The organism is Micromonospora sp. NPDC005324 (assembly GCF_040607155.1).
In the GTDB taxonomy this organism is placed as follows: Bacteria; Actinomycetota; Actinomycetes; order Mycobacteriales; family Micromonosporaceae; genus Micromonospora; species Micromonospora trifolii.
This window is the reverse complement of sequence record NZ_JBEXGE010000036.1, coordinates 23082-49522: the sequence shown is the minus strand read 5'-3', so window position 1 is coordinate 49522 and position 26441 is coordinate 23082. Positions and strand designations below refer to the sequence as shown.

Annotated in this window: 29 protein-coding genes and 1 pseudogene; 22 read left to right on the top strand and 8 right to left on the bottom strand. The window is 70.0% G+C overall.

Annotation, left to right across the window (positions count from 1 at the left end):
• The first annotated feature begins 424 nt into the window (after window positions 1-424).
• From ABZS40_RS28955 to ABZS40_RS28920, 8 genes and pseudogenes are all read left to right on the top strand, one after another.
• Window positions 425-2545, top strand: a complete 2121-nt coding sequence (locus ABZS40_RS28955) for a caspase family protein (protein ID WP_354946661.1) — start codon at window positions 425-427, stop codon at window positions 2543-2545.
• A 162-nt stretch (window positions 2546-2707) separates the two neighbouring features.
• Window positions 2708-3337 carry a fasciclin domain-containing protein gene (locus ABZS40_RS28950; protein WP_354946659.1) on the top strand — a complete coding sequence of 210 codons (630 nt, stop codon included), beginning with the start codon at window positions 2708-2710 and terminating at the stop codon, window positions 3335-3337.
• 59 nt (window positions 3338-3396) lie between these two features.
• Window positions 3397-4920 carry a molybdopterin-dependent oxidoreductase gene (locus ABZS40_RS28945; protein WP_354946657.1) on the top strand — a complete coding sequence of 508 codons (1524 nt, stop codon included), beginning with the start codon at window positions 3397-3399 and terminating at the stop codon, window positions 4918-4920.
• A 138-nt stretch (window positions 4921-5058) separates the two neighbouring features.
• Window positions 5059-5847, top strand: coding sequence for a hypothetical protein (locus ABZS40_RS28940; RefSeq protein WP_354946655.1), 789 nt, complete (start codon window positions 5059-5061; stop codon window positions 5845-5847).
• Window positions 5807-6550, top strand: a complete 744-nt coding sequence (locus ABZS40_RS28935; protein WP_354946653.1) for a class F sortase — start codon at window positions 5807-5809, stop codon at window positions 6548-6550. Before ABZS40_RS28940 ends, ABZS40_RS28935 begins: the two co-directional genes overlap by 41 nt.
• A gap of 47 nt (window positions 6551-6597) precedes the next feature.
• Window positions 6598-7224 carry a sigma-70 family RNA polymerase sigma factor gene (locus ABZS40_RS28930; RefSeq protein ID WP_354946651.1) on the top strand — a complete coding sequence of 209 codons (627 nt, stop codon included), beginning with the start codon at window positions 6598-6600 and terminating at the stop codon, window positions 7222-7224.
• Window positions 7221-7949: an anti-sigma factor gene (locus ABZS40_RS28925; protein WP_354946649.1), complete on the top strand. Its 729-nt coding sequence runs from the start codon at window positions 7221-7223 to the stop codon at window positions 7947-7949. Before ABZS40_RS28930 ends, ABZS40_RS28925 begins: the two co-directional genes overlap by 4 nt.
• A gap of 119 nt (window positions 7950-8068) precedes the next feature.
• Window positions 8069-8839, top strand: a pseudogene (locus ABZS40_RS28920) (serine/threonine-protein kinase); the annotation flags it as partial.
• Between the two features lie 969 nt (window positions 8840-9808).
• Here ABZS40_RS28920 and ABZS40_RS28915 read toward each other — a convergent pair.
• The 3 genes from ABZS40_RS28915 to ABZS40_RS28905 all read right to left on the bottom strand — a co-directional run bounded on the left by ABZS40_RS28915 (window position 9809) and on the right by ABZS40_RS28905 (window position 12672).
• Window positions 9809-10744, bottom strand: a complete 936-nt coding sequence (locus ABZS40_RS28915; RefSeq protein ID WP_354946647.1) for a DUF4394 domain-containing protein — start codon at window positions 10742-10744, stop codon at window positions 9809-9811.
• A 475-nt stretch (window positions 10745-11219) separates the two neighbouring features.
• Complete coding sequence (locus ABZS40_RS28910; RefSeq protein ID WP_238680842.1) at window positions 11220-11825, bottom strand: lytic polysaccharide monooxygenase; 606 nt, start codon at window positions 11823-11825, stop codon at window positions 11220-11222.
• Window positions 11826-12093: 268 nt separating this feature from the next.
• Complete coding sequence (locus ABZS40_RS28905; protein ID WP_354946645.1) at window positions 12094-12672, bottom strand: hypothetical protein; 579 nt, start codon at window positions 12670-12672, stop codon at window positions 12094-12096.
• 362 nt (window positions 12673-13034) lie between these two features.
• Between ABZS40_RS28905 and ABZS40_RS28900 the strand changes: the two genes are divergently transcribed.
• Entirely contained in the window at window positions 13035-13688 is a 654-nt protein-coding gene (locus ABZS40_RS28900) for a carboxymuconolactone decarboxylase family protein (RefSeq protein WP_354946643.1), read from the top strand.
• Here the strand turns inward: ABZS40_RS28900 and ABZS40_RS28895 are convergent.
• Window positions 13670-13978 carry a hypothetical protein gene (locus tag ABZS40_RS28895; RefSeq protein ID WP_354946641.1) on the bottom strand — a complete coding sequence of 103 codons (309 nt, stop codon included), beginning with the start codon at window positions 13976-13978 and terminating at the stop codon, window positions 13670-13672. The two genes, ABZS40_RS28900 and ABZS40_RS28895, sit on opposite strands and share 19 nt — an antisense overlap.
• A gap of 31 nt (window positions 13979-14009) precedes the next feature.
• Here ABZS40_RS28895 and ABZS40_RS28890 point away from each other — a divergent pair, with 31 nt between their 5' ends.
• From ABZS40_RS28890 to ABZS40_RS28880, 3 genes are all read left to right on the top strand, one after another.
• On the top strand, window positions 14010-14771 hold the full coding sequence (locus ABZS40_RS28890) for a cyclase family protein (protein WP_354946639.1): 762 nt from the start codon (window positions 14010-14012) through the stop codon (window positions 14769-14771).
• A gap of 12 nt (window positions 14772-14783) precedes the next feature.
• Entirely contained in the window at window positions 14784-16442 is a 1659-nt protein-coding gene (locus ABZS40_RS28885; protein ID WP_354946637.1) for a thiamine pyrophosphate-binding protein, read from the top strand.
• A gap of 108 nt (window positions 16443-16550) precedes the next feature.
• Window positions 16551-16934 (top strand): VOC family protein, encoded by a 384-nt coding sequence (locus ABZS40_RS28880; RefSeq protein WP_354946635.1) that lies wholly within the window; start codon window positions 16551-16553, stop codon window positions 16932-16934.
• 227 nt (window positions 16935-17161) lie between these two features.
• On the opposite strand, the gene ABZS40_RS28875 is transcribed toward ABZS40_RS28880, so the two are convergent.
• Both ABZS40_RS28875 and ABZS40_RS28870 read right to left on the bottom strand, forming a co-directional pair.
• Window positions 17162-17278 carry an RICIN domain-containing protein gene (locus tag ABZS40_RS28875; protein ID WP_354946713.1) on the bottom strand — a complete coding sequence of 39 codons (117 nt, stop codon included), beginning with the start codon at window positions 17276-17278 and terminating at the stop codon, window positions 17162-17164.
• A gap of 76 nt (window positions 17279-17354) precedes the next feature.
• Entirely contained in the window at window positions 17355-17912 is a 558-nt protein-coding gene (locus ABZS40_RS28870; RefSeq protein ID WP_354946711.1) for a DM13 domain-containing protein, read from the bottom strand.
• 244 nt (window positions 17913-18156) lie between these two features.
• On the opposite strand from ABZS40_RS28870, the gene ABZS40_RS28865 reads away from it, so the two are divergent.
• The 8 genes from ABZS40_RS28865 (at window position 18157) to ABZS40_RS28830 (ending at window position 22915) form a co-directional block, all read left to right on the top strand.
• Window positions 18157-18852 carry a response regulator transcription factor gene (locus tag ABZS40_RS28865; RefSeq protein WP_354946633.1) on the top strand — a complete coding sequence of 232 codons (696 nt, stop codon included), beginning with the start codon at window positions 18157-18159 and terminating at the stop codon, window positions 18850-18852.
• Window positions 18845-19861 carry an ATP-binding protein gene (locus ABZS40_RS28860; RefSeq protein WP_354946631.1) on the top strand — a complete coding sequence of 339 codons (1017 nt, stop codon included), beginning with the start codon at window positions 18845-18847 and terminating at the stop codon, window positions 19859-19861. Before ABZS40_RS28865 ends, ABZS40_RS28860 begins: the two co-directional genes overlap by 8 nt.
• A 214-nt stretch (window positions 19862-20075) precedes the next feature.
• Window positions 20076-20498 (top strand): YbaB/EbfC family nucleoid-associated protein, encoded by a 423-nt coding sequence (locus ABZS40_RS28855; protein ID WP_354946629.1) that lies wholly within the window; start codon window positions 20076-20078, stop codon window positions 20496-20498.
• Window positions 20495-20818, top strand: a complete 324-nt coding sequence (locus ABZS40_RS28850; protein WP_354946627.1) for a hypothetical protein — start codon at window positions 20495-20497, stop codon at window positions 20816-20818. The genes ABZS40_RS28855 and ABZS40_RS28850 overlap by 4 nt, the downstream gene beginning before the upstream one ends.
• 4 nt (window positions 20819-20822) lie before the next feature.
• Complete coding sequence (locus tag ABZS40_RS28845) at window positions 20823-21317, top strand: hypothetical protein (protein WP_354946625.1); 495 nt, start codon at window positions 20823-20825, stop codon at window positions 21315-21317.
• Window positions 21310-21840: an endonuclease gene (locus ABZS40_RS28840; RefSeq protein WP_354946623.1), complete on the top strand. Its 531-nt coding sequence runs from the start codon at window positions 21310-21312 to the stop codon at window positions 21838-21840. The genes ABZS40_RS28845 and ABZS40_RS28840 overlap by 8 nt, the downstream gene beginning before the upstream one ends.
• A complete protein-coding gene (locus ABZS40_RS28835) occupies window positions 21837-22379 on the top strand; it encodes an SUKH-4 family immunity protein (protein WP_354946621.1) in 543 nt (180 codons plus the stop codon). The genes ABZS40_RS28840 and ABZS40_RS28835 overlap by 4 nt, the downstream gene beginning before the upstream one ends.
• A complete protein-coding gene (locus ABZS40_RS28830) occupies window positions 22376-22915 on the top strand; it encodes an SUKH-4 family immunity protein (RefSeq protein ID WP_354946620.1) in 540 nt (179 codons plus the stop codon). The genes ABZS40_RS28835 and ABZS40_RS28830 overlap by 4 nt, the downstream gene beginning before the upstream one ends.
• A 292-nt stretch (window positions 22916-23207) precedes the next feature.
• Here the strand turns inward: ABZS40_RS28830 and ABZS40_RS28825 are convergent, their stop codons facing one another.
• Window positions 23208-23714 carry a polyketide cyclase gene (locus ABZS40_RS28825; RefSeq protein ID WP_354946619.1) on the bottom strand — a complete coding sequence of 169 codons (507 nt, stop codon included), beginning with the start codon at window positions 23712-23714 and terminating at the stop codon, window positions 23208-23210.
• 53 nt (window positions 23715-23767) lie between these two features.
• Window positions 23768-24298 (bottom strand): GNAT family N-acetyltransferase, encoded by a 531-nt coding sequence (locus ABZS40_RS28820; protein WP_354946618.1) that lies wholly within the window; start codon window positions 24296-24298, stop codon window positions 23768-23770.
• Window positions 24299-24618: 320 nt separating this feature from the next.
• Between ABZS40_RS28820 and ABZS40_RS28815 the strand changes: the two genes are divergently transcribed.
• Together ABZS40_RS28815 and ABZS40_RS28810 are read left to right on the top strand one after the other, a co-directional pair.
• Entirely contained in the window at window positions 24619-25494 is an 876-nt protein-coding gene (locus tag ABZS40_RS28815; RefSeq protein ID WP_354946617.1) for an endonuclease/exonuclease/phosphatase family protein, read from the top strand.
• A gap of 172 nt (window positions 25495-25666) precedes the next feature.
• Window positions 25667-26101 carry a hypothetical protein gene (locus ABZS40_RS28810; RefSeq protein ID WP_354946616.1) on the top strand — a complete coding sequence of 145 codons (435 nt, stop codon included), beginning with the start codon at window positions 25667-25669 and terminating at the stop codon, window positions 26099-26101.
• The last annotated feature ends 340 nt before the right edge of the window (window positions 26102-26441 follow it).

Sequence of the window (26441 nt, the reverse complement as noted above, 5' to 3'; positions counted from 1 at the left end):
CTCCACGCGCCCCCACCGTCTCCAGGCGAGGTCCGCATGACTGCCTCCCGCGTTTCCGACTTCTCTCTGGTCGTGTCCGCCGAGGACGGCGCGAGCGCAGACGGCGTCGACGAGTTGGCCGAGATGCTGCGCTTCGCGCTGGCCGAGGCGGGTGCCACTCGGATCGACCAGACGACGACAGGTGCCGCGCCCGACGGCACCCGCGGAATCGAGCTGCTCGGCGCAATCGCGTTCATCGTCGCCGCCGTGCAGACCGTGGAGGCCCTGACCAAGGTGGTGGAGGCAATCCGTGGCTGCCTCGCCCGCGTCGCCGGCCGCCGCCGACGAGTGCGGCTGACCGTAGCCGGGGTCGACGTGGAGGTCGCCGCGGACAGCGACGTCGCGCCGATCGTGGGCAGCGCTCCTGGCTCAACCCGGCCGGCCCATGACCGGGCTACGGCGGGCACTCGTGGTCGCGAACGCCCGGTACGACGATCCGGCCCTCGCCGCCCTGCGCGCCCCGACCCACGACGCGGACGCGCTCGCCCGGGTGCTCGGCGACCCGGCGATCGGCGGCTTCGACGTCGAGCTGCTGATGGACGCCGACGAGCGCACCGTTCGGCGGCGGGTCGCGGGTTTCTTCGCCGACCGCGACCGCGACGACCTGCTGCTGCTGCACTTCTCCTGCCACGGCGTCAAGGATCCGCACGGCCGGCTCTACCTCGCCGCCCGCGACACCGACCTGACGTCGCTGGGCGCCACCGGGGTTGCCGCCGCGTTCGTCAACGATCAGTTGGCGCAGACCCAGTCCAGGCGCGTGATCCTGGTATTGGACTGCTGCTACAGCGGCGCCTTCAACCGGGGCGTGGCCGCTCGCGCCGACCGGAGCGTCCACATCGGCGACGAATTCCACACCGGCACCGGCCGGATCGTGCTCACCGCGTCCAGTGCGACCGAGTACGCGTTCGAGGGCGGCGACCTGACCCGCGCCGAGGCTGGCACGTCGGTCTTCACCACGGCGCTGGTCAACGGGCTGGCGACCGGCGAGGCGGACCTTGGCGGCGACGGCGAGATCTCGGTCGACGAGCTCTACGACTACACCTACCGGCAGGTCCGTGAGCGGACCCCGGGTCAGACGCCGATGAAGTGGACGTTCGGCGTCGAGGGCAGCCTGACCGTCGCCCGCAGCGTCCGGCCCGCGGCTCTGCCCGAGGCGGTGCTCGCCGACCTGGCCAGTGAGCGGGTAGCCCTGCGACTGGAGGCCGTCACCGCGCTGCGTCGGCTTCGCGGCGGACCGAACGCGAATCTCGCCGAGCGGGCCTCGACCGAACTGCGTCGTCTGCGCGACGAGGACGACAGCGCGCGCGTGCGGGTGGCCGCGACGACCGCACTGGGTGGCACCGCCAGTCCGGTCCCGCCGCCCGCCCCGGTTCCCGCGCCGGGTCTTGACCCGGTACCGAGTCAACGGCCGGCTCGGGCGCGCACTCCGGCAGCGGCGCCGACGGCCATCTCAGAACCGGCATCCACCCCGGCGTCGGCACCGACGCCCAGGAGAGAGCCCACGCCGAAGCCAGCCGCAGCCGCACCGCGCGTGCGAGATGAGCGGCCGGGGGAGGCGTCTCCGACGGCCTCGCGGTGGCCCGCGGCGGTGGCGCATCCGACGTTGTTCGCCGTGCTGGTGGCCGTCGGACTGATCGCTGTCATCCAAGCCGTCGAGATGGTGATCGTCGGCCAGGACGCCCGTAACTTCACCGGCATCAACGTGCTCGCCGTCGTCCCGGTCGTCGCGGCGATCGCACTGGTCACGGCTGTGCGGGCGCAGGAGTGGCGCTGGGCGGCCGGGATGGCCGCGGTCCTGGCTCTCACGCTGGGCCGGGCACTCCTCACGCTGTTCAGCGACACCGTCTACGACCACGGTGTGGTGCGCAGCGGTGTCCTGTGGTTCGACGGCAACGCCAGCGCCGAAGGTCCCAGTGGATTCCTGCTCCGGCTGGCGGTCAGCGTGCCGCCGGTGCTCTGGTTCGCGCTGGTCGGCCCGGCGCGGTCGCCCCGGCCGCGGGCGTGGCGCGGGGTGCGCCATCCCGGCCTGCTGTTGACGGTCGTCGCCGCCCTCGCCGTGTCGCTGACCGGGGCAGCGATACTCGATCCGGTTTCCGATGGCAGCTCAAGCACGTTCGGCCTCATCCGGCCTCAGCACAGCGCTTCCTACCGGCCGAGCGCCGTCGTCGGTCTGGGGAACGTGGCATCGACGTACGCTCAGGCCGGCCACAACTGGGCGACCGCACTGTGGTGCGCCGGTTGGCTGGCGTTGATGGTCACCGCGGCTCTCACGCTCGTGGCGCTGATCCGGGGGCGGCGGACCCGCTGGGCGGTCGTCGTCGGCGTGGCGGTCCTTGCCTCAGTCGCCGTCGGGCTCGTGGCGGGTGGCCGCTACGGACCTTCGGCGCAGTACCTCCTCGCCCGGTACCTGGCGGTGATGACCGTCAGCGTGGGCGTCGGTGTGCTCGCGTACGCGCTGTTCGGCACCCGGCGGGAATCCCCGGCGAACCTCGTTGGCGGGAAGTAGCCCCGCTCACTTCGCCGACCGAGGGCGGGGTCGAGCGTGCCCGGACCCGGCGCTCGTCGTTGTCGGCAGCAAAGAATTCCGATCTTGTACCCATCCGTCTGCGGGTCGGCCTCGAATGCCTCATGACAGCAGCAAGCGAGTACAAGCATCTGAGGAGTTCGTATGAAGCGGCGCCTGTTTGCCACGGTCGGCGTAATCGCCGTGCTGGCCCTGTCCGCCTGTGGCGGTACCGACAGCGAGGACACCGCCAGCGGCACGCCGAGCATGTCCGCCAGCGCGCCGATGGCCTCGGCCTCGCCGTCGACGATGATGTCGGGTCAGTTCGGCTCGGGGTGCGCGGCGGTGCCGACCGATCCGTCCAACCCGGGGAGTTTCGAGGCGATGGCGAAGGTGCCGGTGGCCACCGCCGCGTCCGGCAATCCGCTGTTGTCGACGCTGGTGACGGCGGTGAAGAAGGCCAACCTGGTGGACTCGCTCAACGGCGCGCAGGGCGTGACGGTGTTCGCGCCGACCAACGACGCGTTCGCCAAGATCCCGAAGGCCGACCTGGACAAGGTCCTGGCCGACGACGCCATGCTGAAGAAGATCCTCACCTACCACGTGGTGACGACCCAGTTGTCCCCGGACACCCTGGCCGGCACCCACAAGACGTTGCAGGGTGACGACGTCACGGTGACCGGTGGTGGCACCTCGTTCACCGTCGACGGCACCTCGATGGTGGTCTGTGGGAACGTCTCGACGGCCAACGCCACCGTGTACATCGTTGACACCGTCCTGATGCCCAAGAGCTGAGGGTGTCCACCACCATCGAGCCCCGGCCGGCGACTCGCCGGCCGGGGTCGCCCCGAAGCATGACCGCCGCCCGCGGCCTCGTCGTCGGCGTGCTGAGCGCCGGGGTCACCCTCGGCGTGGCCCACCTCGTCGCGGCGCTGGTCAATCCGGCCGCCGACCCGGTGCTGGCAGTCGGCAGCGTCGCTGTCGACCTGGCACCGCAACCGGTCAAGGCGTTCGCCATCCGCACCTTCGGCACCAACGACAAGATCGCCCTCCTCGCCGGCGTCTACACAGTGCTGGCCCTGAGCGCGGTCCTGCTCGGCGCGGCGACGTTACGACGACGCCGTCACGGTCTGGCGGGCCTTGCCGCGTTCGCTGCCGTCGGTGTCGCCACCGCGCTGTCCCGCCCGACGGCGACACTCGTGGACGTCCTGCCGGTCCTGGCCGGGGCCGGCATCGGGATGGCCGCGATGCTGGTGGTGGCGCGCGCCGCCCGGACGGTCCCGGTACCTGGCCCGGGTCGGCCGCGGCTGCTCAACCGCCGCCAGTTTCTGGCCACGACGGCGGGGGCGGCGGTCACCGCCGGCGCCACGGCAACCATCGGCCAGGCTGTCGGTCGCCGCAGCGCCGCAGGCGCCCGTTCCCGCGCCGCCGTTCGCCTACCGCCGCCGGCGCAACCCGCGCCGCCGCTACCCGGAGGGGTCTCCGCCGGCGTGGACGGGGTCTCGACGTTCCTCACCCCCAACCGGGACTTCTACCGGGTCGACACCGCTCTCACCGTCCCGCAGGTCGACGTGGAAACCTGGCGGCTGACAGTGGATGGAGCGATCGACCGGCCCCGTACCTGGACATTCGACGACCTCCTCGCCCGCGGCCTGGTCGAGCGCGACATCACCCTCAACTGCGTCTCCAACGAGGTCGGCGGCCCCTACGTCGGCACCGCCCGCTGGACAGGGATCCCCCTGGCGCCGCTGCTACGCGAGGCGGGCATCCACGCCGGGCAGAACCAACTCGTCAGCCGTTCCGTGGAGGGCATGACCATCGGCACCCCGCTCGAGGCGATCCTCGACGGCCGCGACGCGCTGCTGGCAGTGGCCATGAACGGCGAACCCCTGCCCCTGGAGCACGGCTTCCCCGTCCGCATGCTCGTCCCCGGCCTCTACGGCTACGTCGGCGCCTGCAAGTGGCTCACCTCCATGCGGGTGACGACCTTCGACGCGTTCGATCCCTACTGGGTGCAGCGCGGGTGGGCCGCCGAGGCACCCGTCAAGACCGCATCCCGCATCGACACCCCGAAACCCTTCGCCCAACGGCCCGTCGGCCCCGTCATGATCGCCGGTGTCGCCTGGGCGCAACGTCGCGGGATCGCCGCCGTCGAGGTGCAGATCGACGACGGGGCGTGGCGGCAGGCCCGCCTCGCCGACGGCCCCTCAGCGGACCTGTGGCGGCAGTGGACCTACCGCTGGGACGCCACCTCCGGCAGCCACACGGTGCGCGTACGGGCCACCGACGCCACCGGCGCCACCCAGACCGACGAACGGGCCGCGCCCTTCCCGGACGGCGCGACCGGCTGGCACAGCACCACAGTCACCATCACCTGACCTGGTGCGCCAGACGGGTCGCCGTCCGGGCCGGAAAAGATTCCGGGCCGGGACCAATCCGCTGGACGGGAGGCGACGAATCCCTCACGACAGCACCTGAGCATCGACGCCGTACCCAGGCGGAGACGGAGATTTGTTGTGAGATTGTCCCGAGCCCTGCTCACCGTGCCAGCGGCCGCCCTGGTCCTCGCGTTCCCGGGCGTCGCGTACGCCGACGAGAGCGTGCAGGTCCAGTTGCAGGACCTCAACGAGACCGGCGCGACCGGTACCGCCACCTTGACCGCCACGAGCGGCGGTGACCTGAAGGTCATGATCCGGTCGAAGGGCATGACGCCGAACTCGCCGCACGCCCAGCACGTGCACGGGGCGGCGAACGGCATGGACTTCCACTGCCCGGACAAGTCCGCCGACGCCAACGGCAACGGCTACGTCAGCACCGAAGAGGGCCTCAAGATGTACGGGGACATCTTCATCTCGTTGACCACCACCGGGGACACGACCAAGGCCAGCGGCCTGGCGGTGGACCGGATGCCGACCGCCGACGCGAAGGGCAACCTCAGTTACGAGCGCATCATCCCCGCCGCGGACCTGCCCCAGGGCACGATCGCGCACCTGAAGGACCTGCACCTCGTGCAGCACGGCATCGACGCCAACAAGAACGGCAAGTACGACATGGAAGCGCTCGGGGAGTCGACGTTCGCCAAGTCCGTCGGCGTCAACGGCATCCCCGCCGAGGCCACCGACCCCGCGACGTGCGGCATGGTCAGCGGCGCGGCCGCCGGCTCCGTACCCGCAGGGGGTGTCGCCACCGGCGACGGCAGCACCTCCGGCGGATCGCCGATGATGATCTACGCCGTGGGTGGCCTCGCGCTGCTCGGCGCGGCCGGTGCGGTCGTCGCGCGTCGTCGGCTCGCCGGCGAGCGCTGAGCCGACGGCGATCGTGATGGACACCGGCGACGCACCAGTGCCGGCCGGCCGTCGCCGGGGGCGCCACGCGCTCCTGGCGGCGGCCGGCATCCTCACCGTGACGGCGGCCCTGACGATCGGTGTCGCGGTCGCCGACCGGAGCGGCGACCCACCCCGACCCGACGCGTCCGCTGCGGCACCAGCTGCGAACGCGTCGCCGGTCCCGGCGAGCGGGCGGGGTGAGTTGACCTCGGGACCGTTGATGGCCGGCTCGCCGCCGACGCGGGTGTCGATCCCGTCGCTGAAGGCCACCGCCGCCATCGTCGCCCTCGGCCTGCAGGCGGACGGTGCGATGCAGGTTCCGGACAGCGCCACCGACGTGGGCTGGTTCACCAAGGCGCCGACGCCCGGCGCTCTCGGCCCGGCCGTGCTGGCCGGGCACGTCGACTGGAAGGGCCGCCGCGGGACGTTCTTCGACCTCGGCAAGCTGCCCGTCGGCGCCGGGATCACCGTCGACCGTCAGGACGGCAGCACCGCGATGTTCACCGTCACGAAGGTCGAGCAGCATCCCAAGGACCGCTTCCCCACCGCTGAGGTGTACGGGGCGACCGACCACGCGGCGCTACGCCTGATCACCTGCGGCGGCGAGTTCGACGACACCACCCAGCACTACCGCGACAATGTCATCGTCTACGCGCGCCTCGCCCACGCTCATCCCGCCTAAGCACGAGTGCGGCGGCACACCGAACCGTCGCCAGCACAGGAGAGGACATGCCGAGAATGAGCGGTGACCCGGAACAGGGGCGGCGGTTGCGTTCCGTGCCGCCGGACACGGCGACCCCGCCGACCGCCGACGAGCTGCTGCCGCGGGTGGCGCGGGGTGACGAGGCGGCGTTCGCCACGCTGTACGACGCCATGGCGGGCCGGGTCCTCGGGCTGGCCCGGCGGGTCGTACGCGATCCGGCGCAGGCGGAGGAGGTGACGCAGGAGGTGATGGTCGAGGTGTGGCGCACCGCCGGCCGCTTCGACGCCGGCCGCGGCTCGGCCTCGGCGTGGATCCTGACCATGGCGCACCGCCGCGCGGTGGACCGGGTGCGCTCCGAACAGGCCCACACCGACCGCACCCAGCAGGTGGCCGCGACCGAGACCAACGTCCCCTACGACGAGGTGGTCGAGGATGTGACCGCCCGGTTGGAGCGGGAACAGGTCCGCCGGTGCCTGGACCGGTTGACGCCGGTGCAGCGGGAGTCGGTGACCCTGGCCTACTACGGCGGTCACACGTACCGAGAGGTCGCCGAGAAGTTGCAGACGCCACTGCCGACGGTGAAGACGCGGATGCGCGACGGACTGATCCGGATGCGCGACTGCCTGGGCATCGAGATGGAGGGACGGGCATGAGCGCCGATGTTCACACCCTCGCTGGTGCGTACGTCCTGGACGCGGTCGACGACGTCGAGAGGGCTGCGTTCGAGCGGCACCTGGCCGAGTGCGAGCCGTGTCGGGTCGAGGTGGCCGAGTTGCGGGAGACCGTCGCACGCCTCGCCGACGACACCGTCGTCGAGGCGACCCCGCCGAGTCTGCGGGAGCGGACCCTCGCCCAGGCGGCCCGGACCCCGCAGCTGCGCGTCAGCGCCGCGGGTGCCAGCGGCGGACGGCCGGCCGGCAGGTGGCGACAGCTCGCCGTGGCCGCCGCCGCGGCCGTCCTCGTGGCCGGCGGCGCGAGCGCGGTCACCTGGACCGTCAGCAACGATCGGATCAGCGACGAGCAGGCCAGCAGCGACCAGGCCCGGCAGATCGCCGCCGTCCTGGACGCCCCGGACGCCCGGGTGTTCGAACGGTCGCTGCAGCCCGGTGGTGCTGCCACGGTGGTGGTCTCCCGCGACCGCGACCGCGGCGTGGTGCTGCTGCGCGATCTGCCCGCGCCCGGTGCAGGGCGGATCTACGAGCTCTGGCTCATCCGTGGTAGCGAGCCCCGCAAGGTGGGACAGCTCGCCGAGGGGGACAGGGCGTCAACCACTGTCATCGGCCCGGTCGGCGAGGCGGGCACGTTCGGGGTGTCCAACGAGCCCGTCGGTGGCTCGGCCACCCCCACCCGGATCCTGGGTACGGTCGAGCTGAGCTGAGCTGAGCCGGGCCGGCCGCCGTCACACCGGCGGCCGGCCCGGCCCCGTCCGCTGCCCGAACCCTGGTGCTTCTGGTCACCCCCACCCATCCGGACGGCGCACCGCTCCGAATCACTCGCATGGATGACGAGTTGCTCGCCGGCCGGTACCGCAGGCTCCTGCTGATCGGGGACACCGCGACCCCGGGACGCGTCTGGCTGGCACGCGACGAGGTGCTCGACCGGCACGTCGCGCTCCAGCAGGTCACCCTCCCGGGGTGGGTGAGCGACGCCGAGCGATCCCGGCTGCGGGACAGAACACTCGCGGAGGTAGGCGGCCTGGCCGCTCTGGATCATCCAGGCGTGCTCGGGATGTGGGACGTGCTGAGCACCGACGGATATCTGTGGCTCGTCATGGAGCACGTACCCTCCCGGTCCCTGTCCGAGGTGGTTGCCACCGACGGTCCGCTGGCACCGGCGGAGGTGGCGCGGGTCGGCCTGCACCTGATCGCCGCACTGAGTGCCGCCCACGCGAGGGGAGTGACGCATCGGGAGATCCGGCCGCAGAACGTGCTGCTCTCTGGCGATGGGCGGGTCATGCTCGGCGGATTCGGTCTGTCGATCTTCGAGACCCGGGATCCGGTGACCGTCACCGCGGCGAGCCTGTCGACGGTCCAGTACACCGCGCCGGAGCGGGCCCGCGACGGGAGGGCCACCCCCGCCACCGACCTGTGGGCCCTCGGCGCGACGCTCTACCTGGCTACGGAGGGTCGCCCGCCATGGAGCCGGCCGTCGACCCTGGCCATGCTCGCCGCCCTGGCCACCGAGGCACCGGACCGGATGACCGTCGCGCCGCTCGAACCCGCGATCACCGGTCTCCTGCTGCGCAACCCCCGCCAGCGCCTCTCCGCCCAGGAGGCCCGCGACCAGTTGGAGCAGGTGGCCGCGGCGACCCCGGCGCCGGTGCCGCGAGCGCGCCGCTGGCCGCGGGTACGCGCCGATTCGCGCCGTCGGCCCCGGACGGTCACCCCGACGGTTCCGATCGCTGCGGACGCGATCACCACAATGGTCATTCCAGTTCTGGCGCCGACCACGCGCGATCGGACGACCGGCTGGGCGTTCGCCGGCGCCGTGGTGGGCCTGCTGGGGGTCGTGGCCGTCGTCGTCACGGCGACCGGCGCCGTGATCGGCGGCTGGCGCGGCCAGGACAGCCCTCCGGCGGCCGAGCCAGGCGGTGCGGCCGCCGGCGTGGTGGAGCCGACCGTGGCGGCACCGCCGGCCCACCCGTGCCTGGACGATGCCGCCTCCAGCGAGGCCGAGCCTCTGCGGGAGCCCGGCACACCGCTGCCGTATGCCCTGCCCGACGGGTGGGCGTGGCACCAGGACCCCGCCGGTTTTCTGCTGGCGGTGCCCGGGGGATGGACCCGGCACACCGAGGGCGCACTGGTCTGCTTCCGAGACCCCGCCGAGGTGCGGGCCATCGCCGTCGACCCCGCCGCCACAGCGTCCTCCGTACCGTCGAAGCGGTGGGAGACCGCCGAGCGAGACGCGCTGACCACCGGGGCGCTGGACGGCTACCAGAAGATCAGCATCGGGCCGGTCATCCGCCCGGGGGCGCTGCGGAGTGGGAGTACACCTGTGACCAGGCCGGCGGTGTGCGGCTGCACGCCCGCCGGGTGCTGGTCAACGAGAGCAAGACCCGCGCTTACAGCCTGTCCTGGATCACCCGGGACAGCCAGTGGAACGAGACCGAGCCCTTCCAACGACTGGCCCTCGCAAGCATCCGCCTCGACTGACACGGCGGCGGCCGGTCAGACAGGTCGACATCGAGGTGGGAAGCCTGAGTGCGGGAGGGGTGCGACCGGGCACTCCACCCGAGGGTCACTGCCGCAGGAGCAGGGCGAGATCGAGGACCACGTGCCCGTTGAACACGCCGGTCGTCTGAGTCGCGCCCGTGAGCAGGTCGACCCGGTACAGCCGGGAGCCGGCGATGCCGTTGAGTACGGCGTAGGCGTTGTTCGCCACGGCCCGGTCTCCACTCAGTTGGCTGTGGATGTCGAAGCCTGCTTGGAGGTTCGCGTTGACTCCGAGCGCGCCGGTGGCGGCCAGAAGCCCTGAGTTGGCGGGGGATTGCAGGGCAACCTGGTCGAGGGTGGTGTCGATGTCGAACAGGGTGGTAGCGGTGGCGGGGTTGAGGTCGTTGTTGGTGTACGCCGCACCGGTGACACCGACGGCGTTGGTGCTGGGCGGGTAGGTGAGGGGACCGTCGACGAGGGTCGTGCCGCCGGGGTTGATGTTGTGGCGCAGGTTCTGGCCGGTGTCGCTGATGATCCGGAGTCGGTCGGCGGCGGGGTTGAAGTCGACGCCGAACGACGTGCCGTTCAGTGCGACGGTCAGCTGGCTGACCTTTGTGGCCGCGGCGGTGCGCGTGTTCAGCGCGTAGATGCCGCCGGTGTTGCCGACGCCGTAGAGCTGGCCGTCCTGGACGCGAAAGTCGATGCCGATGAGGACTTCGGTGCCGGGCAGGTCGACCGGACCGATGGTGCAGGCCAGGGCGGGGCGGTTGGCGGCGAACTTGATCAGCTGCTGGTTGGCGGTGAGGCCGATGGCGACGAGCCCATTGCGGCCTCCGGCGTTGAGCAGATCCCACAGCAGGGTGCAGGTCCCATTGCCCAATGAGGGTAGTCCGCTGGACGGGATGGTCGCCGCTGTGCGTTGGCTTGGTGGGGCGGCGGTGACGGGCGTCGCGGTGATCCCGATGCTGGCGACCATCGTTGTAGCGGCCACGAGCAGCCTTCGACGAAGCGTACGGTGCATGAGAGGCACTTCCTTGATCAGATGCACCGACGGACTCCTCGGCAGAGTCCGACGCCGTTACCGGCGACGGTGCAGGGATGAATTCCCTGCTCAGAGCCTATGTAGAGGCGATCTGCAGCATCTGTCGGGATTCGGCATTTCCTTCAACTTTCGCACCTTCTGCACGATGCAGTCGACGTGAGGCGATCAACCGCGCCCGACACAGCGAACACGAACTCCGCACAGCTTCGATCTGGGAACACTGCTGCACCGTCGGCAACTGCTGCGGGCCCCCGGCCTCGGTGCCGCCACGCGCGGCCTCGCGGCCTGTGGCAACGGCTGTCGACACGACCACCACCCCGACCGCGGGGCAGCGTGGTGATGGTCCTGAACGGTCTGACCGCCCGGCGGATCGAGGGCAGGATCTGCAGAACAGTCCGGCTCAGGGCGTTGGCGCCCTGAGCCGGATTGATTCTGTAGCTGTCGGTCCCGCGGATCAGGTGACGTTGATGTCGCTGCACCACATGTAGGTCTGGTCCAGGTGCGACGCCCTCCAGAGCACGAACAGGATGTGGTTCCCGCTGCGCGACGGGAGCGAGACGTTGAACGAGATGTTCTGCGCCGGCGCGTAGCGCCCGGTCGTCGTGATCAGGTCGAGGTTGCCCCACCCGAGCTTCTGGGTGGATGGGTTGAACCCCTGCTTGGTGACGTAGACCTGGAAGTAGTCAGCGCCGTGGCTGGCCTGGTCGTACAGCTGGACCGTGAGGTTGCGGCTGACGGTGGTCGTCTTCCACGCCCCGGGCTGGTTCACGCTGTCGTTTCTGGACAGGGCGTTGCTGCACAGCTGCCCGTCCGGGGTGCGAGCCTGGTACTGGCCGCCGAGGCCGTCGCGCAGCTGGCTCATCCAGTTCCACATGGTGTCGGGATTGGCCTGGAACGCCCGCCAACACATGGGGTCCTGCTGCTGCATGGCGGGGTTCATGTGCTGGTTGCCCCACGCCTTCCAGCATTGGTAGGCGCGACTCATCGGGTTGATGATGGTGCCGTGGGCCTGGGCTGCTCCGGTGAAGGGCAGCATGCCGGCCACGATGGCGAACACCATGACGAACGCTCGCAGAGACCGACGGACTGGTGACCGGGATCGTCCGCCGGATCGATCGGACTTGAGTGAACGCACTGTTCATCCTCCGCTCTTCGGGACTGCAAATGAGAATGGGAACGCTCCCAAACCAACTGTTGCATCTATCCACTTAAATATCAATGCTTATCTATCTATGGTCGGATGTGGATCGAGCTGACCGGGGTGTCCGCAGCCGCCCGGTTCGGATCCGGGTGCGGGCGACGACCGCGCCATCGGCCGCCCGGCATGGTCACAGGCCGGCTGCGGCGTCGTACCGGCGGCGCTGGTCGGCCATCTCCGACTCGGTCAGCGCCTCCTTGAGCGCCAACTCCGCGTACTTGGGCGGAAGCATCTGCCGCACCCGGTCGGTGAACATGACCTCGGCGGTCGCCTCGACCACCTGGATGCCCGCAGGCTCGGTGGACATGTCCATGATCACCGGGCCGGCCAGTTTGACCGCCACGTCCCACGGGCGCTTCTGTTCGGCGACCCCACAGAGGTGGAAGCCGTAGACCGTCTGCACGTCCGCGAGCGCGGTGGCCTCGGTCGGCTCGTAGCCGTAGACGCGGACACCGCAGATCACTGCAGGCTTCTCCGTGGTGGCCGCCTGCTGGGCACCGTGTCCGGCGTGGTTGTGCTGCCCCGGGTCCGCCTGTTCGAGCGTGGTGCGCATCCGGGCCGTGATCTGTGTCTGCAGGTCCACCGGCTCCGCCTCCGGGTCGGCCCGGTTGACCAGTACGACCGCGCCGGCCGACACCACCAGCAGGATCACCGCCACCCACACGAAGCGGTTCCGGTACCAACCCGCGAAGTTCTCTCGGGAAATCATGATTGCTTCTCACCTCGTCGCCGGTTCTGGTGCTGGCAGGCCGATTCGGACGCCCCGGCGGGTCAGGCGTCGAGCGCGTCGGCCCTCGGGGACACGTGTCGGGGTGTGCCTGCGGCGGGCGCGGATGACTGCCCGGCAAGGCGCCCGTCGTCGTAGAGATGGCCCGGCGATCCGGCAGGCGAGCGTCCGCCAAGGGCGGCGCGCTGCCGGCGCTGCGATGCTCCCGTGCTGGCCGTTCCCAGCGCGGTTGCCCCCGCGCTGCGGCGATATCAGCCATTCCAACACGTCTGGGCCGGCTCTGGCAACATCGACGAGCATCAGCGTGGATGTGACCCGGCCGCCCGCACCTTCGTCGCGCACGAGTGCTCATCACCGCACCGCCGGCGGTCTACCCGAAACGGATCTGCGGCGAGCGCATCCGGGATCGGATAGGGTCCGTTACGCACTGTTTGCCGCGTGTGAGGGGAAATATGAGCCGCTTGCCCTATGTGAACCCTGCTGATGCCCCGGCACCGGTCCGCGACGCGTTGCAGGCCGCGCTCCCCCTGAACTTCTTCCGCGTCATGGCCCACGCCGAGACGGCGTTTCCGGACTGGATGCGCTGGGGCGGCTCGCTGCTCAAGGACCTGGCCCTCGACCCACTGCTGCGCGAAATCGCGATCCTGCGAGTTGCCCAGCTGAGCGACGTCACCTATGAATGGGTTCAGCACGAGCCCATCGCCCGCTCCGTCGGCGCCACGGAGGAGATGATCCACGCGCTCGGGCGCGACGAGATCGGGGATGACTGTTTCACATCAGACCAGCGGATCGTCCTGCGTTTCACTACCGAGGTCGTCCGCGACGTCCGCCCGCCCGACGACACCACCGCCGCACTGACCGGGCTGCTCTCCCCGCGCGAGGTGGTCGAACTCCTGATGGTGATCGGGCAGTACATGATGATCGCCCGGGTCGCCGCGGTGACGGACCTGGACGTCGACAAGCCCATGGGCGCCGCCGTCTACGGTGTGCGGGCCTGACTGATGTCATGAGTACCTGTGCACCCCGCCTCGAACCCAGCGGGGGGTGTCAGAAGTTGCTGACCAGCTTCACGAACGCCTCGTCGATCTTGGCGGGATCGCAGCACCACGATCGAGTTGATTCGCTCCGGGTCGTACCGGTCGAGCAGTTCTCGGTGTGCGGCCCGGACCGTCGCGTAGAGCGCGGTATCGCCTTCGACCCGCAGGCCGGCGATCTTGCTGTTGAGCCGCTCCTGATCGAACCCGCCGAGAGGGAACTCCTGCCGGACGGCACCGCTCGGATGCTCCATGATGGAGTATCAGCGGGTGTACCGTCGCCGCATGACGGTGCTGCAGGAGTTTGTCGCCGCTCTTTCCAGCGGCCGGATCCAGGTTGTCGACCTCACCGCTCCGCTCTCGGACCAGACCCCGATCCTGGGTCTGCCCGAGCAGTTCGGCCAGACCTGGCCGTTTCAGCTCAGCGAGATCAGCCGGTACGACGACAGTGGTCCGGCCTGGTACTGGAACAACTTCTCCACCGGCGAGCACACCGGCACCCACTTCGACGCCCCGGTGCACTGGGTCACCGGGCAACAGGGGGCCGACGTGTCGCAGGTCCCGGTGAGCCAGCTGATCGCCCCGGCGGTGGTGATCGACCACGCCGCCGACGCCGCCGACAACCCTGACTTCCTGCTGGAGATCGAGCACGTCAAGGCGTGGGAGGCGGAACACGGCGCCCTGCCCACCGGTGGCTGGCTGCTCTACCGCACCGGCTGGGACGCGTACGGCGACGACCCGGAGCGGTACGCCAACGCCGGGCGCACCCCGGGCATCTCCGGGGAGTGCGCCCGTTGGCTCGCCGAGGAGTCGCCGATCCAGGGTGTCGGGGTGGAGACGGTCGGGACCGACGCGGGCGCCGCGCACTCGTTCGACCCGCCGTTCCCGTGCCACTCGTTCCTGCTCGGCCAGGACAAGTACGGCCTGACCCAGCTTCGTAACCTGGCGCAGTTGCCGGCGACCGGCGCGGTGGTGATCGCCGGACCGCTGCCGATCGTCTCCGGGTCCGGCAGCCCGTGTCGCGTCCTCGCGCTGGTCGAACGGTAGGCCGGGCCACCGATGCGGGTCGCCGAGGTGGTCGGCCGGGTTCTGTACGGACACGGCGCGCGGCACGTCTTCGGGGTGGTCGGCAGTGGCAACTTCCATGTCACGAACGCGCTCGTCGCGGCCGGCGCCCGGTTCGTGGCGGCGGCCCACGAGGGCGGCGCGGCGAGCATGGCCGACGGGTACGCCCGCACTACCGGCACAGTGGGACTGCTCTCGGTGCACCAGGGTCCGGGCGTCACCAACGCGCTGACCGGTCTCACCGAGGCCGCGAAGAGCCGTACCCCGATGGTGGTCCTGGCCCCGGAGGCGACAGCGCCGCTGTCGAACTTCTTCATCGACCTGCCGGTGCTCGCCGCCGCGGTCGGGGCCAACTTCCACCGGGTACGCGCGACGCACGCGGCCGAGGACACGGGCGCGGCCTACCGGGCCGCCGCCCGGGGCGCGACGGTGGTGCTGGGCCTCCCGTTGGAGGTGCAGCAAGCCGTGACCGACCCGTGGTCCGGCCCGGTCCCTACGATCGCGCCGACCTCGGCCGCCGCCCCGCAGGTCGAGCCGTTGCTGGCCGCGCTCCAGGCCGCCCGTCGACCCGTCTTCATCGCCGGTAGGGGCGCCCGGGCGGCCCGGGAACCGCTGGCAGGGCTCGCCGACGCGTGCGGCGCGCTACTCGCGGTCTCGGCCGCGGCGAGGGGGCTGTTCGCCGGGAACCCGTGGAGCCTCGACGTGGCCGGCGGCTTCGCCACTCCGCTCGCCGCCGAGCTGATCGGCGCGGCGGACCTGGTCGTCGCCTGGGGCAGCACGCTGAACATGTGGACCACCCGGCACGGCGAGCTGATCCCGCCCTCCGCCGTCGTCGTCCAGGTCGACCGCGACCCGGCCGCGTTCGGGGTGAACCTCCCGGTCGACCTGACCGTGGCCGGCGAGGTGACGGCGGTCGCCGAGGCGCTGCTCGCTCGGCTGGGCGTCGGCTCGACCGGGCCCGTGGACGCCGGGACCGGCGGGTGGCGTACGCCGGAGCTGGCACAACGGATCCGCGACCACGGCCGATGGCGGACGGTCCCGTACCGGGACGAGAGTGCGGCGGCGCGGGCCGGCGCTCCCGCGACGATCGACCCGAGGACGCTCTCGGCGGCCCTGGACGACCTGCTGCCGCCCGACCGGACGGTGGTGGTCGACTCGGGCAACTTCATGGGCTACCCGGCGATGTGGCTCGACGTGCCGGACGTGGCCGGATTCTGTTTCACCCAGGCGTTCCAGTCGGTCGGGCTCGGCCTGGCCAGTGCGCTCGGCGCGGCGGTCGCCCGCCCGGACCGGCTCACCGTCGCCGCGGTCGGCGACGGTGGCTTCGTCATGTCCGCTACCGAACTGGTCACCGCCGTCCGGCTGGCGCTACCCCTGCTCGTGGTGATCTACGACGACGCGGCGTACGGAGCGGAGGTGCACCACTTCGGCCCGGACGGGCACCCGTTGGAGACTGTCACCTTCCCCGAGACCGACCTGGCCGCGATCGCCAGCGGATACGGCTGCGACGGGTTGACCGTCCGGACCGTCGATGATCTCGGACCGGTACGCCAGTGGCTCGCTGGTCCGCGTACCCGGCCACTGGTGATCGACGCCAAGGTCAGCGCCGGGCGCGGCTCATGGTGGTTGGAGGAGGCGTTCCGTGGCCACTGAGCCGCCGCCGTACCTGGGCCAGGCCGGGCCCGGGGGCTCCGGGGTGCCAGCCGGGCAACGCCCGGACAGGTCGGTGACAGGCCGTCACAGCTGACGTACGTTGGCGCGGTGGCCACTCTTTGGACCTTGGGATGCGATGCCGACGATCCCCAGCGGATCGCTGCCTTCTGGGCGTTGGCCCTCGGCTATCTCAAGGAGCCCGGTTTCGACGAGCCCGACAACGCGTCCATCGTCGACCCGGACGGCCGGGGCCCTGCCATCGGCTTCCTCAAGGTCCCCGAGGGCAAGTCCGCCAAGAACCGCATGCACATCGATATCCGGGTGACCGGTCCGGGCTCGGGGGACATGGCCGAGCACGCCCGGTTGATCCGGCAGAAGGTGCCCGACCTGGTTACCGCCGGCGCAACGGTGGTCCGTGAGGAGTGGTACGGCGATGTCCTCGGGCACGTCGTCATGCTCGACCCCGAGGGCAACGAGTTCTGCGTCGCGTGATGCCAAGACCACTGCCGCGGCCGTAGCCGGCAGGAGTGTGTGGAAAGCACCTCGGGTAGCGGTAGGGGCGGGGCAGAACCCCCAAGGAAGCCCTCACCGGGCGGAGCCGGGACCGACGCCGGTTGCGCGACGCCGATGCGTCACATCCATGAGCGCCTGGGGCCTGAGGGCCACGCGACGCTCGGGACGGGACCCGAGCGGCGCGTGGCCGACAGTGCGGGCGGATACTAGTTGCGCCTGCTCCACTGCTGGTTGGCTTGGCCGTTGCAGTCCCAGATGAGGACCGCGGTGCCGTTGCTGCTGCCCGCCCCGCTGGCGTCCAGGCACCTGGTTCGGCGTCGAATCGATTCGCCCCGACGCTAGATCGGGCAGTGAACGATGTCAATGCCGTGTCTGGCGGGTTGCGGGCCGGATGGCCGATCAGGCGCTTGTGAGATCTGCCGCGCCGAAGGAAACCGCGAATCGCTTGCACCAGATGGAGACGCTCCGGAAGTCGCGTGGGTCCACCGACGCCGGTAGCTCGTACACCTGGTTGCCCTTGTTGCCCTTGAGCTTCGCCAACTCGACCCATTCGCCGTCGTCGAACACCCGCCAGCCGGCCGTGCCCAGGATGACCGGTTGGTCGGTCAGCCACACTCGCAGGTCCGGACCGTTCGACGTGTTCAGGTCCCGGATGACGAGCTGGTGGCGCCCATCGGCGAGCCGGTGGATCTCGGCGCTGCCGGTCGTCCGGTGCTCATGGGTGACGAACTCGCCGACGGTCAGGATCTCGTTCGCCGCGGGCGTGACCGCCGAGGCCGCGGGGACCGGGCTCGCGGACGCCGGGACCGGGGCGGCCGAGGCCGTCGCCACGCGGGGAACCGCTTCGTCGACGTAGGTGTCGGTGAACAGTTTCCACGGCTGGAACCAGTAGAGGCCCAGCATCGCCACGACGACAGCGCAGGCGAGACCGGCTCGGACCACCGGCGACCGGAACATCCGTTTTCCCACCCCCGCAGCGTACGGCTGCGGTCGCCGTCGAACTGTTCGCGAACCCTTTCGGAACTCTTACGACGGTCACCGCTCCGTATCTGCCAGCACCTCCCGTACGCCCGCGCGGGTACGCGCACGCGGCCGTAGGAACCTCGCAAGGTTTGCCGGGACGGGCCGGCCCCGGTGCATGGCTACGCTGGGCCGATGGACATCTGGGGGAGACGTTGACGGGGCGGAACGGGGAAGGTCCGTGACACAGCGCGTGCTGGTGGTCGACGACGATCAGACCGTGAGTGACGTCATCCGTCGTTACCTTGAGAACGACGGCTTCCAGGTGAGCCTCGCGGCGGACGGTGCGGCGGCACTGGCGGCGGTGGAGCGGCAGGCGCCACACCTGGTCGTGCTCGACCTGATGCTGCCCCTGATCAACGGACTGGAGGTGTGCCGGGCGCTGCGGGTACGCCCGGACGGCGTGCCGATCGTCATGCTCACCGCGCGCGGCGACGAGTCCGACCGGATCCTCGGGCTGCAACTCGGCGCGGACGACTACCTGACCAAGCCCTTCTCGCCCCGGGAACTGGTGCTGCGGGTCCGTTCGGTGCTCCGTCGCGCCGGCGGCGGGACGCCACCAGAGCGGCCGGAGGCGCTCACCGACGGCAACCTGGTGGTGCACACGGCCTCCCGAACCGCCCGCCTCGCCGGTGCGGATCTGGCGCTGACACTGCGCGAATTCGACCTGCTCGTCCACCTCATGCGGCACCCGTCCCGGGTCTTCGGCCGGGCCGAGCTTCTGGAGCAGGTCTGGGGCTGGAACTTCGGGGACCACTCCACCGTGACCGTGCACGTACGCCGGCTGCGGGAGAAGATCGAGGCCGACCCGGCCGATCCGCAGCGGATCGTGACCGTCTGGGGCGTCGGCTACCGCTACGAGCCGGCCAATGCGTGACGTACTCCTGATCTTCGCCATCGCCCTCGGCGCGGCACTCGGCATCGGGCTCGCCGGCGCGGTCCTGCTCCGCGCGCTTCGACGCAGCTCGATCACCGTGCACCTCAGCGTGCTGCTCACCACCACTGTGGTCGCCGTCGCCGTCGGGGTGATGGCGGTCGCGGAAGCGATGTTCCTCTCCGCGCACGACAGTGAGGTGGTCCTGATCACCGTCGCGGCGGCAGCGGTGGTCAGCCTCGCCGTCGGCGGGCACTTCGGCCGGCGGCTGGCCCGCGCCGCGGTCTGGCGCGACCAGGCCCGGGAGCGGGAACGGCATCTGGAGAAGGGCCGGCGCGACCTGGTCGCCTGGGTCTCCCACGACCTGCGGACCCCGCTCGCCGGGCTGAGGGCCATGGCGGAGGCGCTGGAGGACCGGGTGGTTCGTGATCCGGACACTGTCGACGAGTACCACCGACGAATCCGGCTGGAGACCGACCGGATGACCCGACTCGTCGACGACCTGTTCGAACTGTCCCGGATCAACGCGGGAGCGTTGCGGCTGTCGTTGACGGCGGTGCCGCTCGGAGAGGTGGTCTCGGACGCGCTGGCCAGCACCACCCCGCTGGCCGACGCCCGCCGGATCAAACTGATCGCCAGCGAGTCGGGGTGGCCCACGGTTGCCGCGAGTGAACCGGAGCTGGCTCGGGTCGTGGCCAACCTGCTGCTCAACGCGGTCCGCTACACCCCGGAGGACGGCACCGTACGCATCGAAGCCGGCCGGGAGGACGACCACGCCTGGCTGTCTGTCGCCGACACCTGTGGCGGCATCCCCCCGGCCGACCTTCCTCGGCTGTTCGACATCGCGTTTCGTGGTGAACCGGCCCGCACGCCCGGCCCCGGCGACGGTGGGGCGTCCGGAGGGCTCGGCCTGGCCATCGTCCATGGCCTGGTGGAGGCGCATGGCGGCCGGGTCGAGGTGCGCAACACCCCCGACGGCTGCCAGTTCATGGTCCGCCTGGCGACCGCCTGAGGCAGCGGGTCGACGCTGAGGTCAGCTCGTGTCCGTGTCGCTGGAGATGCCCGCGGCGTTTCCGGGGGCGCTGGGCGTACCCGTCGTCCCCCAGGTCCGTCGACGGCTCGCGGCATTCGACGAACCTCGATGTAACGTCTGCCTCGCGGGACCACACTATTTGCCGGATCTGACTACGCTTCCCCCTGTCTCGGACGCGATCGATGGAGGGCGCATGTCGGTGAATGAGCCGGCGAGCGGGGAGTTCGCTCGCATGCTGGACGCGACGGTTGGCGCGTTGCGCGCCGCCGGCACTGCGCCGGAGGACGAGGAGGCCGCGCGCCTGCGTCGGGTCGGTGAGTCCGCCGAGGGGCAGGTCCGTGCCGAGTTTGGCGCTGACGGCCGGCTGGCGTCGCTGACGCTGGACCCACGGATGATGCGGCTCGGCTCGGCCGAGGTCTGCGACCACGTGATCGCGGCCGTGAACGCGGCGATCGACTCGATGCGCGGCGGCGGCCCGTCGGTGGCCTCCGGCGACCTCTCGCAGCTCACCGAGCAGCTGGAACAGGTTCGTGACACGGCCGTGCCCCGGCTCGGTGCGTTCCTCCAGGCGCTCACCGACGCGCAGGAGCGGATGGCCCGAGGAGGTTCCCGATGAACGGCTTCGAGGTCGAGCCCGCGCTGCTGCGTTCCGGCGGCGACGAGGTCATCGGCGCGGCCGAACGCTTCATCGGGCAGTTGGAGAGCTTCGAGGCAAAGATGCAGGGGTACGGCGAGCCGTGGGGCGCCGACGACATCGGCTCGCTGATCGGCATCGCCTACACGGAGACCGCTACCTGGGTCCTGGACTGCATCGGCGTGGCCGCCGAGGAGATCGGCTCGGCCGGTAGCGACCTGACGAAGATGGCCGACAACTTCGATGTGGTCGAGGAAGCCTCCGCGGGCGCGCTGCGGGACATCCAGGGAATGCTGGGGTGACGACATGGGACTCCAACTGCCGGGTGAGCTGATCACGGCACTCGGCTGGATCGGCTACACCTGGCCCGAGGCCGACGAGGAGAAGCTGTTCGAGATGGGCCAGGCATGGCTGGACTTCTCCGGCACGGTCGCCGGTGCCTCCGGCGAGGCCGGTTCGGCTGCGGCGGCGATCTTGTCGCAACACCAGGGCGAGTCGATGCAGGCTTTCCAGAAGTGGTGGTCCAACCCGGAGAGCGGTCCCGCAACGCTGCCGGACTACTCCCAGGCGGCGATGCTGATCGGCACCGGGCTGATCATCACCGCCGCGATCGTGCTCGCGCTGAAGATCCAGGTGATCGTGCAGTTGGCGATCCTCGCGTTCGCGGTGGCTCAGGCGATCGCCACCGCCGTCGTCACGTTCGGCGCGTCGCTGGCCGAGATCCCGATCTTTCAGCTGATCACGCGGGAGATCGTCGGCCTGCTGATCGACCAGGTGATCCAGGAGCTCCTCGATGCCTAGCAGGGCGCCGAAGAGCTCGAAACGACGCGGCGACGCGGGCAAGCCGAAGGGCGGCAAGATCGTCCGCGCGGCAGTGCAGAAAGCCGCCGCCAAGCCGGTCGTGCGCAACAACGACCTGCCCGAGGTCACGATCAAGGTGCAGCGTAAGTCGACCTACGCACGTGCCCAGTTCGACCGGAAGATGAACGCGCTGAAGAAGCTCAGCGACGAGGGCAAGCTGTTCAAGCAGGCGAACCCGGTCGCCCGGGACCGCACTATCACGGATGGTTACAAGGATCGGATCCGGCAGAAGATCTTCGACAAGTACTGGCCCCACGACAAGAAGATGACGGAAAGACTCGTCCAGCGGCTCAGGAAGCAGCAGCCCGACCATGTGTGGGAGCTGCAACTCGGCGGCCCCGACGACGTTAGTAATCTGAAGCTCCTGGAAGGCACAACAAACAGGGAAGTCGGCGGACAAATCTGGCAACAGATCAGGAATCTGCCCGATGGCACACCGATCCGGATCGAGGTAGTGGATTGAACCCCGAGCTGCGGGAGCTCATCGCGGAGCTGCGCACCGAGCTGGAAGCAGACCAGCCGGCGACGCTGGTGTGGGCCCAGATCTACGATCGCGCTCCAGCCGACCAGATCCCCGCCGGTCTGCCGCAGTCGGTCCGGGAGTTGTTGGAGACCGCCAACGGCCTGCGGGCCGGCGCGTTCGACCTTCGCGGAACTGACCTACTCGACGACATCCAGGACTACATCGGGCTGATGCCCGAGTTCACCGGCGTCGCCGACGAACCCGCCGAGTGGCTGGTCTTCGGCACGCTGAGCGACGAGCCGCTGCTCATCCGACGCGACACCGGCGCGGTCTGGTACTTCCCGGCGGAGACCACCGACGAGTGGTTCATGCGTGAGGCGTTCTTCGAAGTCGCGCCGGACCTCGACTCGTTCCTCGCCTACTACGTCTTCGGCGCCGGGTACGGCGAGGTCGGCTACGACAACGACAATTGGTGGGGCTTCCTCGACGAGCAGGGCCTGACCACGCCTGGCGACGAGGATGAGGAGACGGACGATTGACCGCGACACACGAGGAGCTCACGGCGCTCTGGGGCGCCGAGGGGATTGTCTACTTTCCGCTCGACCGGTTCGACGACGTCCTCGGCCCGCTGACGCCGGAGGTCTTCCCACCGTTCGGGGCCATCCCTGTTGACGTGCCGATCCTGTTCACTGTCGACGTCAACGTCTCCGGCATGGAATTGTTCTCCAAGCTGAAGATCGAGATCGGCGAGGCCAGCCCGCGCACCCACATCGTCCTCGGCAGTTCGCCCGAGGACCCGCAGCTGCTCTTCTGCCTCGACGCGCTGACCGGAGCCGTCGTATTGCTGGACTTGGAGACTCCCAACTTCGAGACGGTCAACGCGACCTTCGCCGCGTTCGTCGAGTTTCTCTACCGGCTCGGAGGGCTCATCGCGACGGACCCGGGCGGTCGGGCCCGCGCCGCCCGCGCCGCCGCTATCCGCGAGGAGCTGATGGGCGTCGACTCGTCCGCGTTCGCCGACCCGAAGTCCTGGTGGAGCATGGCCTTCGATCAGCTGGAATCGACCAGCGGGTAGCTACAGCAGGCCCATGGGGATGGACATCTACGCGCTGACCAGATCCCGATCGTTCGGAACCTTCTCGTACGTGAGACCCGGCACGAGGCGGGCACCTACGCCGGATTGGGCACTGTCCCCGGCAATACGGAGCTGATGCGCGTCTGCGCCATCCAGCTCTGGCACGCTGGTGCCGTCGAGGACGTGTTGCTGGTCAACCGCGCCCGCAGCACCAGCATGGACGCAACCGGCGCTCGATGAGATTGCGTGGGTGGAGGAGTCGGACGACGCCAGGCACTACGCATGCCCCGGTTCAACGACGTGACCCATTGCGCTCGGCGAGTTTCTTCAGGTTGAGCAACTGTCGTCGAGCCATGATCAGGTCGCCGACGGACAGCCCGGGTGCGGCCCAGCGGGTCGTCTGCATGACGACCTTGAGTAGCAGGCGCGTCGTGTTGTGCTCGTGAGGCACGAGGACGTAGGACATGAAGGCACCCATGATGGTGCTCGTCAGCTGCCTGCCGGGGTCGACCGAGACGATCCTGCCCAACTTTCGTCCGCCAGCGGTAGTGAAAGGCTCTCCGACCTGGGGCGCGGGTAGGCCTTCCAGCTGTCGAGGCGAGCGGTGGCCGAGGTTGTCGATCCAGTCGTACGAGTACGGGGCAAGTCTCAGTTGGGCTACCCACGGCCACACCTCTGCGACGGGCACGTCGACCCGTACTCCGCGCCACGCCTGAAGAGTGGGTGAGACGACGAAGTCGTCGCAGGGATAGGTGCGCAACGTCTCGCTGGTAGTCACGCCCCACCGGTCACCGATCACGCATCCATCTTGCGCCACGCGGGAGACTCCAGCGGCATGCCTGAATGTGCGGCTCAATCGACCCGCTGGGCCAGCACCTGCCCCGGCCAGGACCCGGTCAGGAAGGTTTCGGTGGGAGTGAAGCCCTGGCGCTCGTAGTACGCCACCAGCTCGCCACCGCCGCCCGCCCAGCAGTCGACCCGTAGCAGCCGCACGCCGGCGCGCCGGGTCTCCTCGACGGCGTGTGTCAGCAGGACCGACCCGAGTTTCCGGCCGGCGAATCGTCGGTCGGAGACCAGGAGGCGGACGTACCGCTCGGGTTCCTCAGCGGGCGCGATCGGTGCCCGCGGATCGGGGCCGGAGCCCAACACCAGGGCTGCGGCCGGCGTCCCGTCCACTTCGGCGATGTACGGGAGGTTCTCGGTCAGGTACCGATCGACCTGCTCGGCCCTCTCGGGCTTCTTCGAGAACAGCGTCGTGCCCCACTGCTCAGTGTTGCCGCGGTCATTCATCCAGACCACCGCGGAGTCGAGCATGTCCAGTACGGCGGGTGCGTCGGCCGGGCCACCGCGTCTGATGCGTACGCCGCGGGTGGTGTCGTCCATGGCCGAATGGTAGTCCGAGGGCGGGGGCCAGGACCGAGGGCATCATTTGTCCTGGCCCCGGCCCTCGGGTTCAAAATCTCCGGAGTTGAGGGTCCGACTCATCGCGGTCAGTAGACGCTCAAGGGCTCTGCGGTCGCTGTCGGTCAGACCACGGAGGATGGCCGCCTCGTTGGCCAGATGTTCCTGGGAGAGCTGCTTACCCCCGCACCGGTCGACCCGGGTCTGTCGATGCCTCGTCACCGGATGTTCGGCGTCGCGTCGACTCGAATCGATAGTGTGCGTTTGCCGCCACCATCGGCGGTTCGTGCGGAGGGACATCGATGCGCAGGACAACGGACTGGTCGGCCCGCGCCCTGGGCGCTCTCGCGGGCGCGGTCGCGCTGGTGGCGGCCCTGCTCCCGGCGGCCCCGGCCACTGCCGCGAGCGTGGGCTTCAAGGCGGCCACGCTCAACATCTACTACGGGCTGAGCCAGGCCGACTTCGCGCACGACCTGAACCTGATCGCGTCCAGGGCCGACCTCGTCGGTCTCAACGAGGTCGGTGCCCGCAAGGCGTTCCTGACGAGCTGGGCCGCCGACAACGGCTGGTGGTTGTACGCGCCGGGCGGAACCAACCAGGCCGGCGAGGCGTTGATCGCCAAGAAGAGCATGTTCGACGTACTCGACAAGGGTTCGATTTTCGTCTGTGACACCAACGGTCCCGGCGAGGTGCCGCCGGCGCGATACAACAACTGGGTCAAGTACCGGCACAAGGCCAGTGGCCGCAACGTGACCCACATCAACGCCCACGCGGTGGCCAGCATCGAATCGTCCGGGCGGCCGGAGGACCTGCCGCGCACCAGGTGCGCCGAGGCGCAGTTCCAGGGTCTCAAGGACCTGGCGGTCGACAAGCAGGACGAGGGCCAGGTCATCGTGAGCGGAGACCTCAACGTCGACTTCAGCGCCGACCGTAACTTCGGGTACGCGAAGTTCCCGTGGCAGGTCTTCGAGGCCAACGAGCTGCCGAACCTGCGCTCCAACTACAACCTCCACGGCGAGAAGGGCACCGGAACACACGGCAACCGGCACATCGACTACGTCTACTTCTGGAAGCGGCTGCCCGAACACCAGCTGATGTGGATGACCGATTACGACATCGTCGGTGCCACCAGGTCCGACCACAGCGGTGTCGTCGCCACGTTCTCCATCCAGAGCTGACGCGCCCGCTCTCCGCCGGCTACGAGTTCTGCACCTGGTTCTGGCTGGGGCGTTCTCTGCCGCCGGGGTGATGCCACGCGGGTGGCACGGCAGACGACAATGCGAGCATGACCGAAGCCCTGCCGCCCTGGTGCCCGACGGGTTCAAGCCGGCACCGAACCACCAGGTCTTCATGAACCAGTACGTCGTCGACGACGCCGGGCAGACCTCTGGCTTCGGCGCCTACTCCCTGACGTACATCTGGCCGGACTTCTCCGGGGTCGACGCTCCCGACGGTGTCACGTCCGGCCGCTGGTGGACGCACTACGTCAACTCCAGCCCGGTCGTCCCGTTCGAGGCCGAGTCGCTGGAGTTCCTCGAACCGGACCACCCGGCGTACGCGCTGCGTCCGGCCGACCCGCTGGAGATCGTCTGGGGCTTCTTCGCTGTCGCCGCCGGCGGGCAGCAGGTAACGGCTGTCCCGGTCAAGCGGGGGAGCAGTCAGCTGGGCCTGGCGTTGCGCTACCGTCAAGGCGCGCGCCTCGGCGTCGATCAGTGTGCGTCCGCTGGCGGCCGACGGCGCGCAGGACCCCACCAAATCCAAGGAGAACCCGATGCCGGAGCCTGAACCCGCCCAAGACGACCCCGCGGTGGCTGCCGACACCTCAGCAACAGCCGAGGCCGAGACCGAGGCAGAGGCGTCGGCCGTACCCACGAATCGGGCTGCCCGACGCGCGAAGGGCAAGGTCGCCTCGCCTCAGCCGCACGGGAAGGGTCAGCACCTCGGTGGCCGGGGCTCGGTCCAGAGCCCTCGCCAGTACGGTAACCGCCGTAGCGGTTGATCAGCAGCTCCCGCTGCGGCGCTCGCGATCTCGACCGGGCCGGCCCGGAACCTCGGCGCCGGTCCAGCACCGGTGTCGCTCGAGGTGCGGCGTGAGCCGACCGTGCACAGTGGAATGCGACAGCCG

What these genes read in the sequence shown, in the direction of transcription:
- ABZS40_RS28955 (WP_354946661.1), top strand. Translation starts at nt 425, where the DNA reads ATGACCGGGCTACGGCGGGCACTCGTGGTCGCGAACGCCCGGTACGAC.
- ABZS40_RS28950 (WP_354946659.1), top strand. Translation starts at nt 2,708, where the DNA reads ATGAAGCGGCGCCTGTTTGCCACGGTCGGCGTAATCGCCGTGCTGGCC.
- ABZS40_RS28945 (WP_354946657.1), top strand. Translation starts at nt 3,397, where the DNA reads ATGACCGCCGCCCGCGGCCTCGTCGTCGGCGTGCTGAGCGCCGGGGTC.
- ABZS40_RS28930 (WP_354946651.1), top strand. Translation starts at nt 6,598, where the DNA reads ATGCCGAGAATGAGCGGTGACCCGGAACAGGGGCGGCGGTTGCGTTCC.
- ABZS40_RS28925 (WP_354946649.1), top strand. Translation starts at nt 7,221, where the DNA reads ATGAGCGCCGATGTTCACACCCTCGCTGGTGCGTACGTCCTGGACGCG.
- ABZS40_RS28915 (WP_354946647.1), bottom strand. Translation starts at nt 10,744, where the DNA reads ATGCACCGTACGCTTCGTCGAAGGCTGCTCGTGGCCGCTACAACGATG.
- ABZS40_RS28910 (WP_238680842.1), bottom strand. Translation starts at nt 11,825, where the DNA reads ATGGTGTTCGCCATCGTGGCCGGCATGCTGCCCTTCACCGGAGCAGCC.
- ABZS40_RS28905 (WP_354946645.1), bottom strand. Translation starts at nt 12,672, where the DNA reads ATGATTTCCCGAGAGAACTTCGCGGGTTGGTACCGGAACCGCTTCGTG.
- ABZS40_RS28895 (WP_354946641.1), bottom strand. Translation starts at nt 13,978, where the DNA reads ATGGAGCATCCGAGCGGTGCCGTCCGGCAGGAGTTCCCTCTCGGCGGG.
- ABZS40_RS28890 (WP_354946639.1), top strand. Translation starts at nt 14,010, where the DNA reads ATGACGGTGCTGCAGGAGTTTGTCGCCGCTCTTTCCAGCGGCCGGATC.
- ABZS40_RS28885 (WP_354946637.1), top strand. Translation starts at nt 14,784, where the DNA reads ATGCGGGTCGCCGAGGTGGTCGGCCGGGTTCTGTACGGACACGGCGCG.
- ABZS40_RS28870 (WP_354946711.1), bottom strand. Translation starts at nt 17,912, where the DNA reads ATGTTCCGGTCGCCGGTGGTCCGAGCCGGTCTCGCCTGCGCTGTCGTC.
- ABZS40_RS28860 (WP_354946631.1), top strand. Translation starts at nt 18,845, where the DNA reads ATGCGTGACGTACTCCTGATCTTCGCCATCGCCCTCGGCGCGGCACTC.
- ABZS40_RS28855 (WP_354946629.1), top strand. Translation starts at nt 20,076, where the DNA reads ATGTCGGTGAATGAGCCGGCGAGCGGGGAGTTCGCTCGCATGCTGGAC.
- ABZS40_RS28850 (WP_354946627.1), top strand. Translation starts at nt 20,495, where the DNA reads ATGAACGGCTTCGAGGTCGAGCCCGCGCTGCTGCGTTCCGGCGGCGAC.
- ABZS40_RS28845 (WP_354946625.1), top strand. Translation starts at nt 20,823, where the DNA reads ATGGGACTCCAACTGCCGGGTGAGCTGATCACGGCACTCGGCTGGATC.
- ABZS40_RS28840 (WP_354946623.1), top strand. Translation starts at nt 21,310, where the DNA reads ATGCCTAGCAGGGCGCCGAAGAGCTCGAAACGACGCGGCGACGCGGGC.
- ABZS40_RS28820 (WP_354946618.1), bottom strand. Translation starts at nt 24,298, where the DNA reads ATGGACGACACCACCCGCGGCGTACGCATCAGACGCGGTGGCCCGGCC.
- ABZS40_RS28815 (WP_354946617.1), top strand. Translation starts at nt 24,619, where the DNA reads ATGCGCAGGACAACGGACTGGTCGGCCCGCGCCCTGGGCGCTCTCGCG.
- ABZS40_RS28810 (WP_354946616.1), top strand. Translation starts at nt 25,667, where the DNA reads ATGAACCAGTACGTCGTCGACGACGCCGGGCAGACCTCTGGCTTCGGC.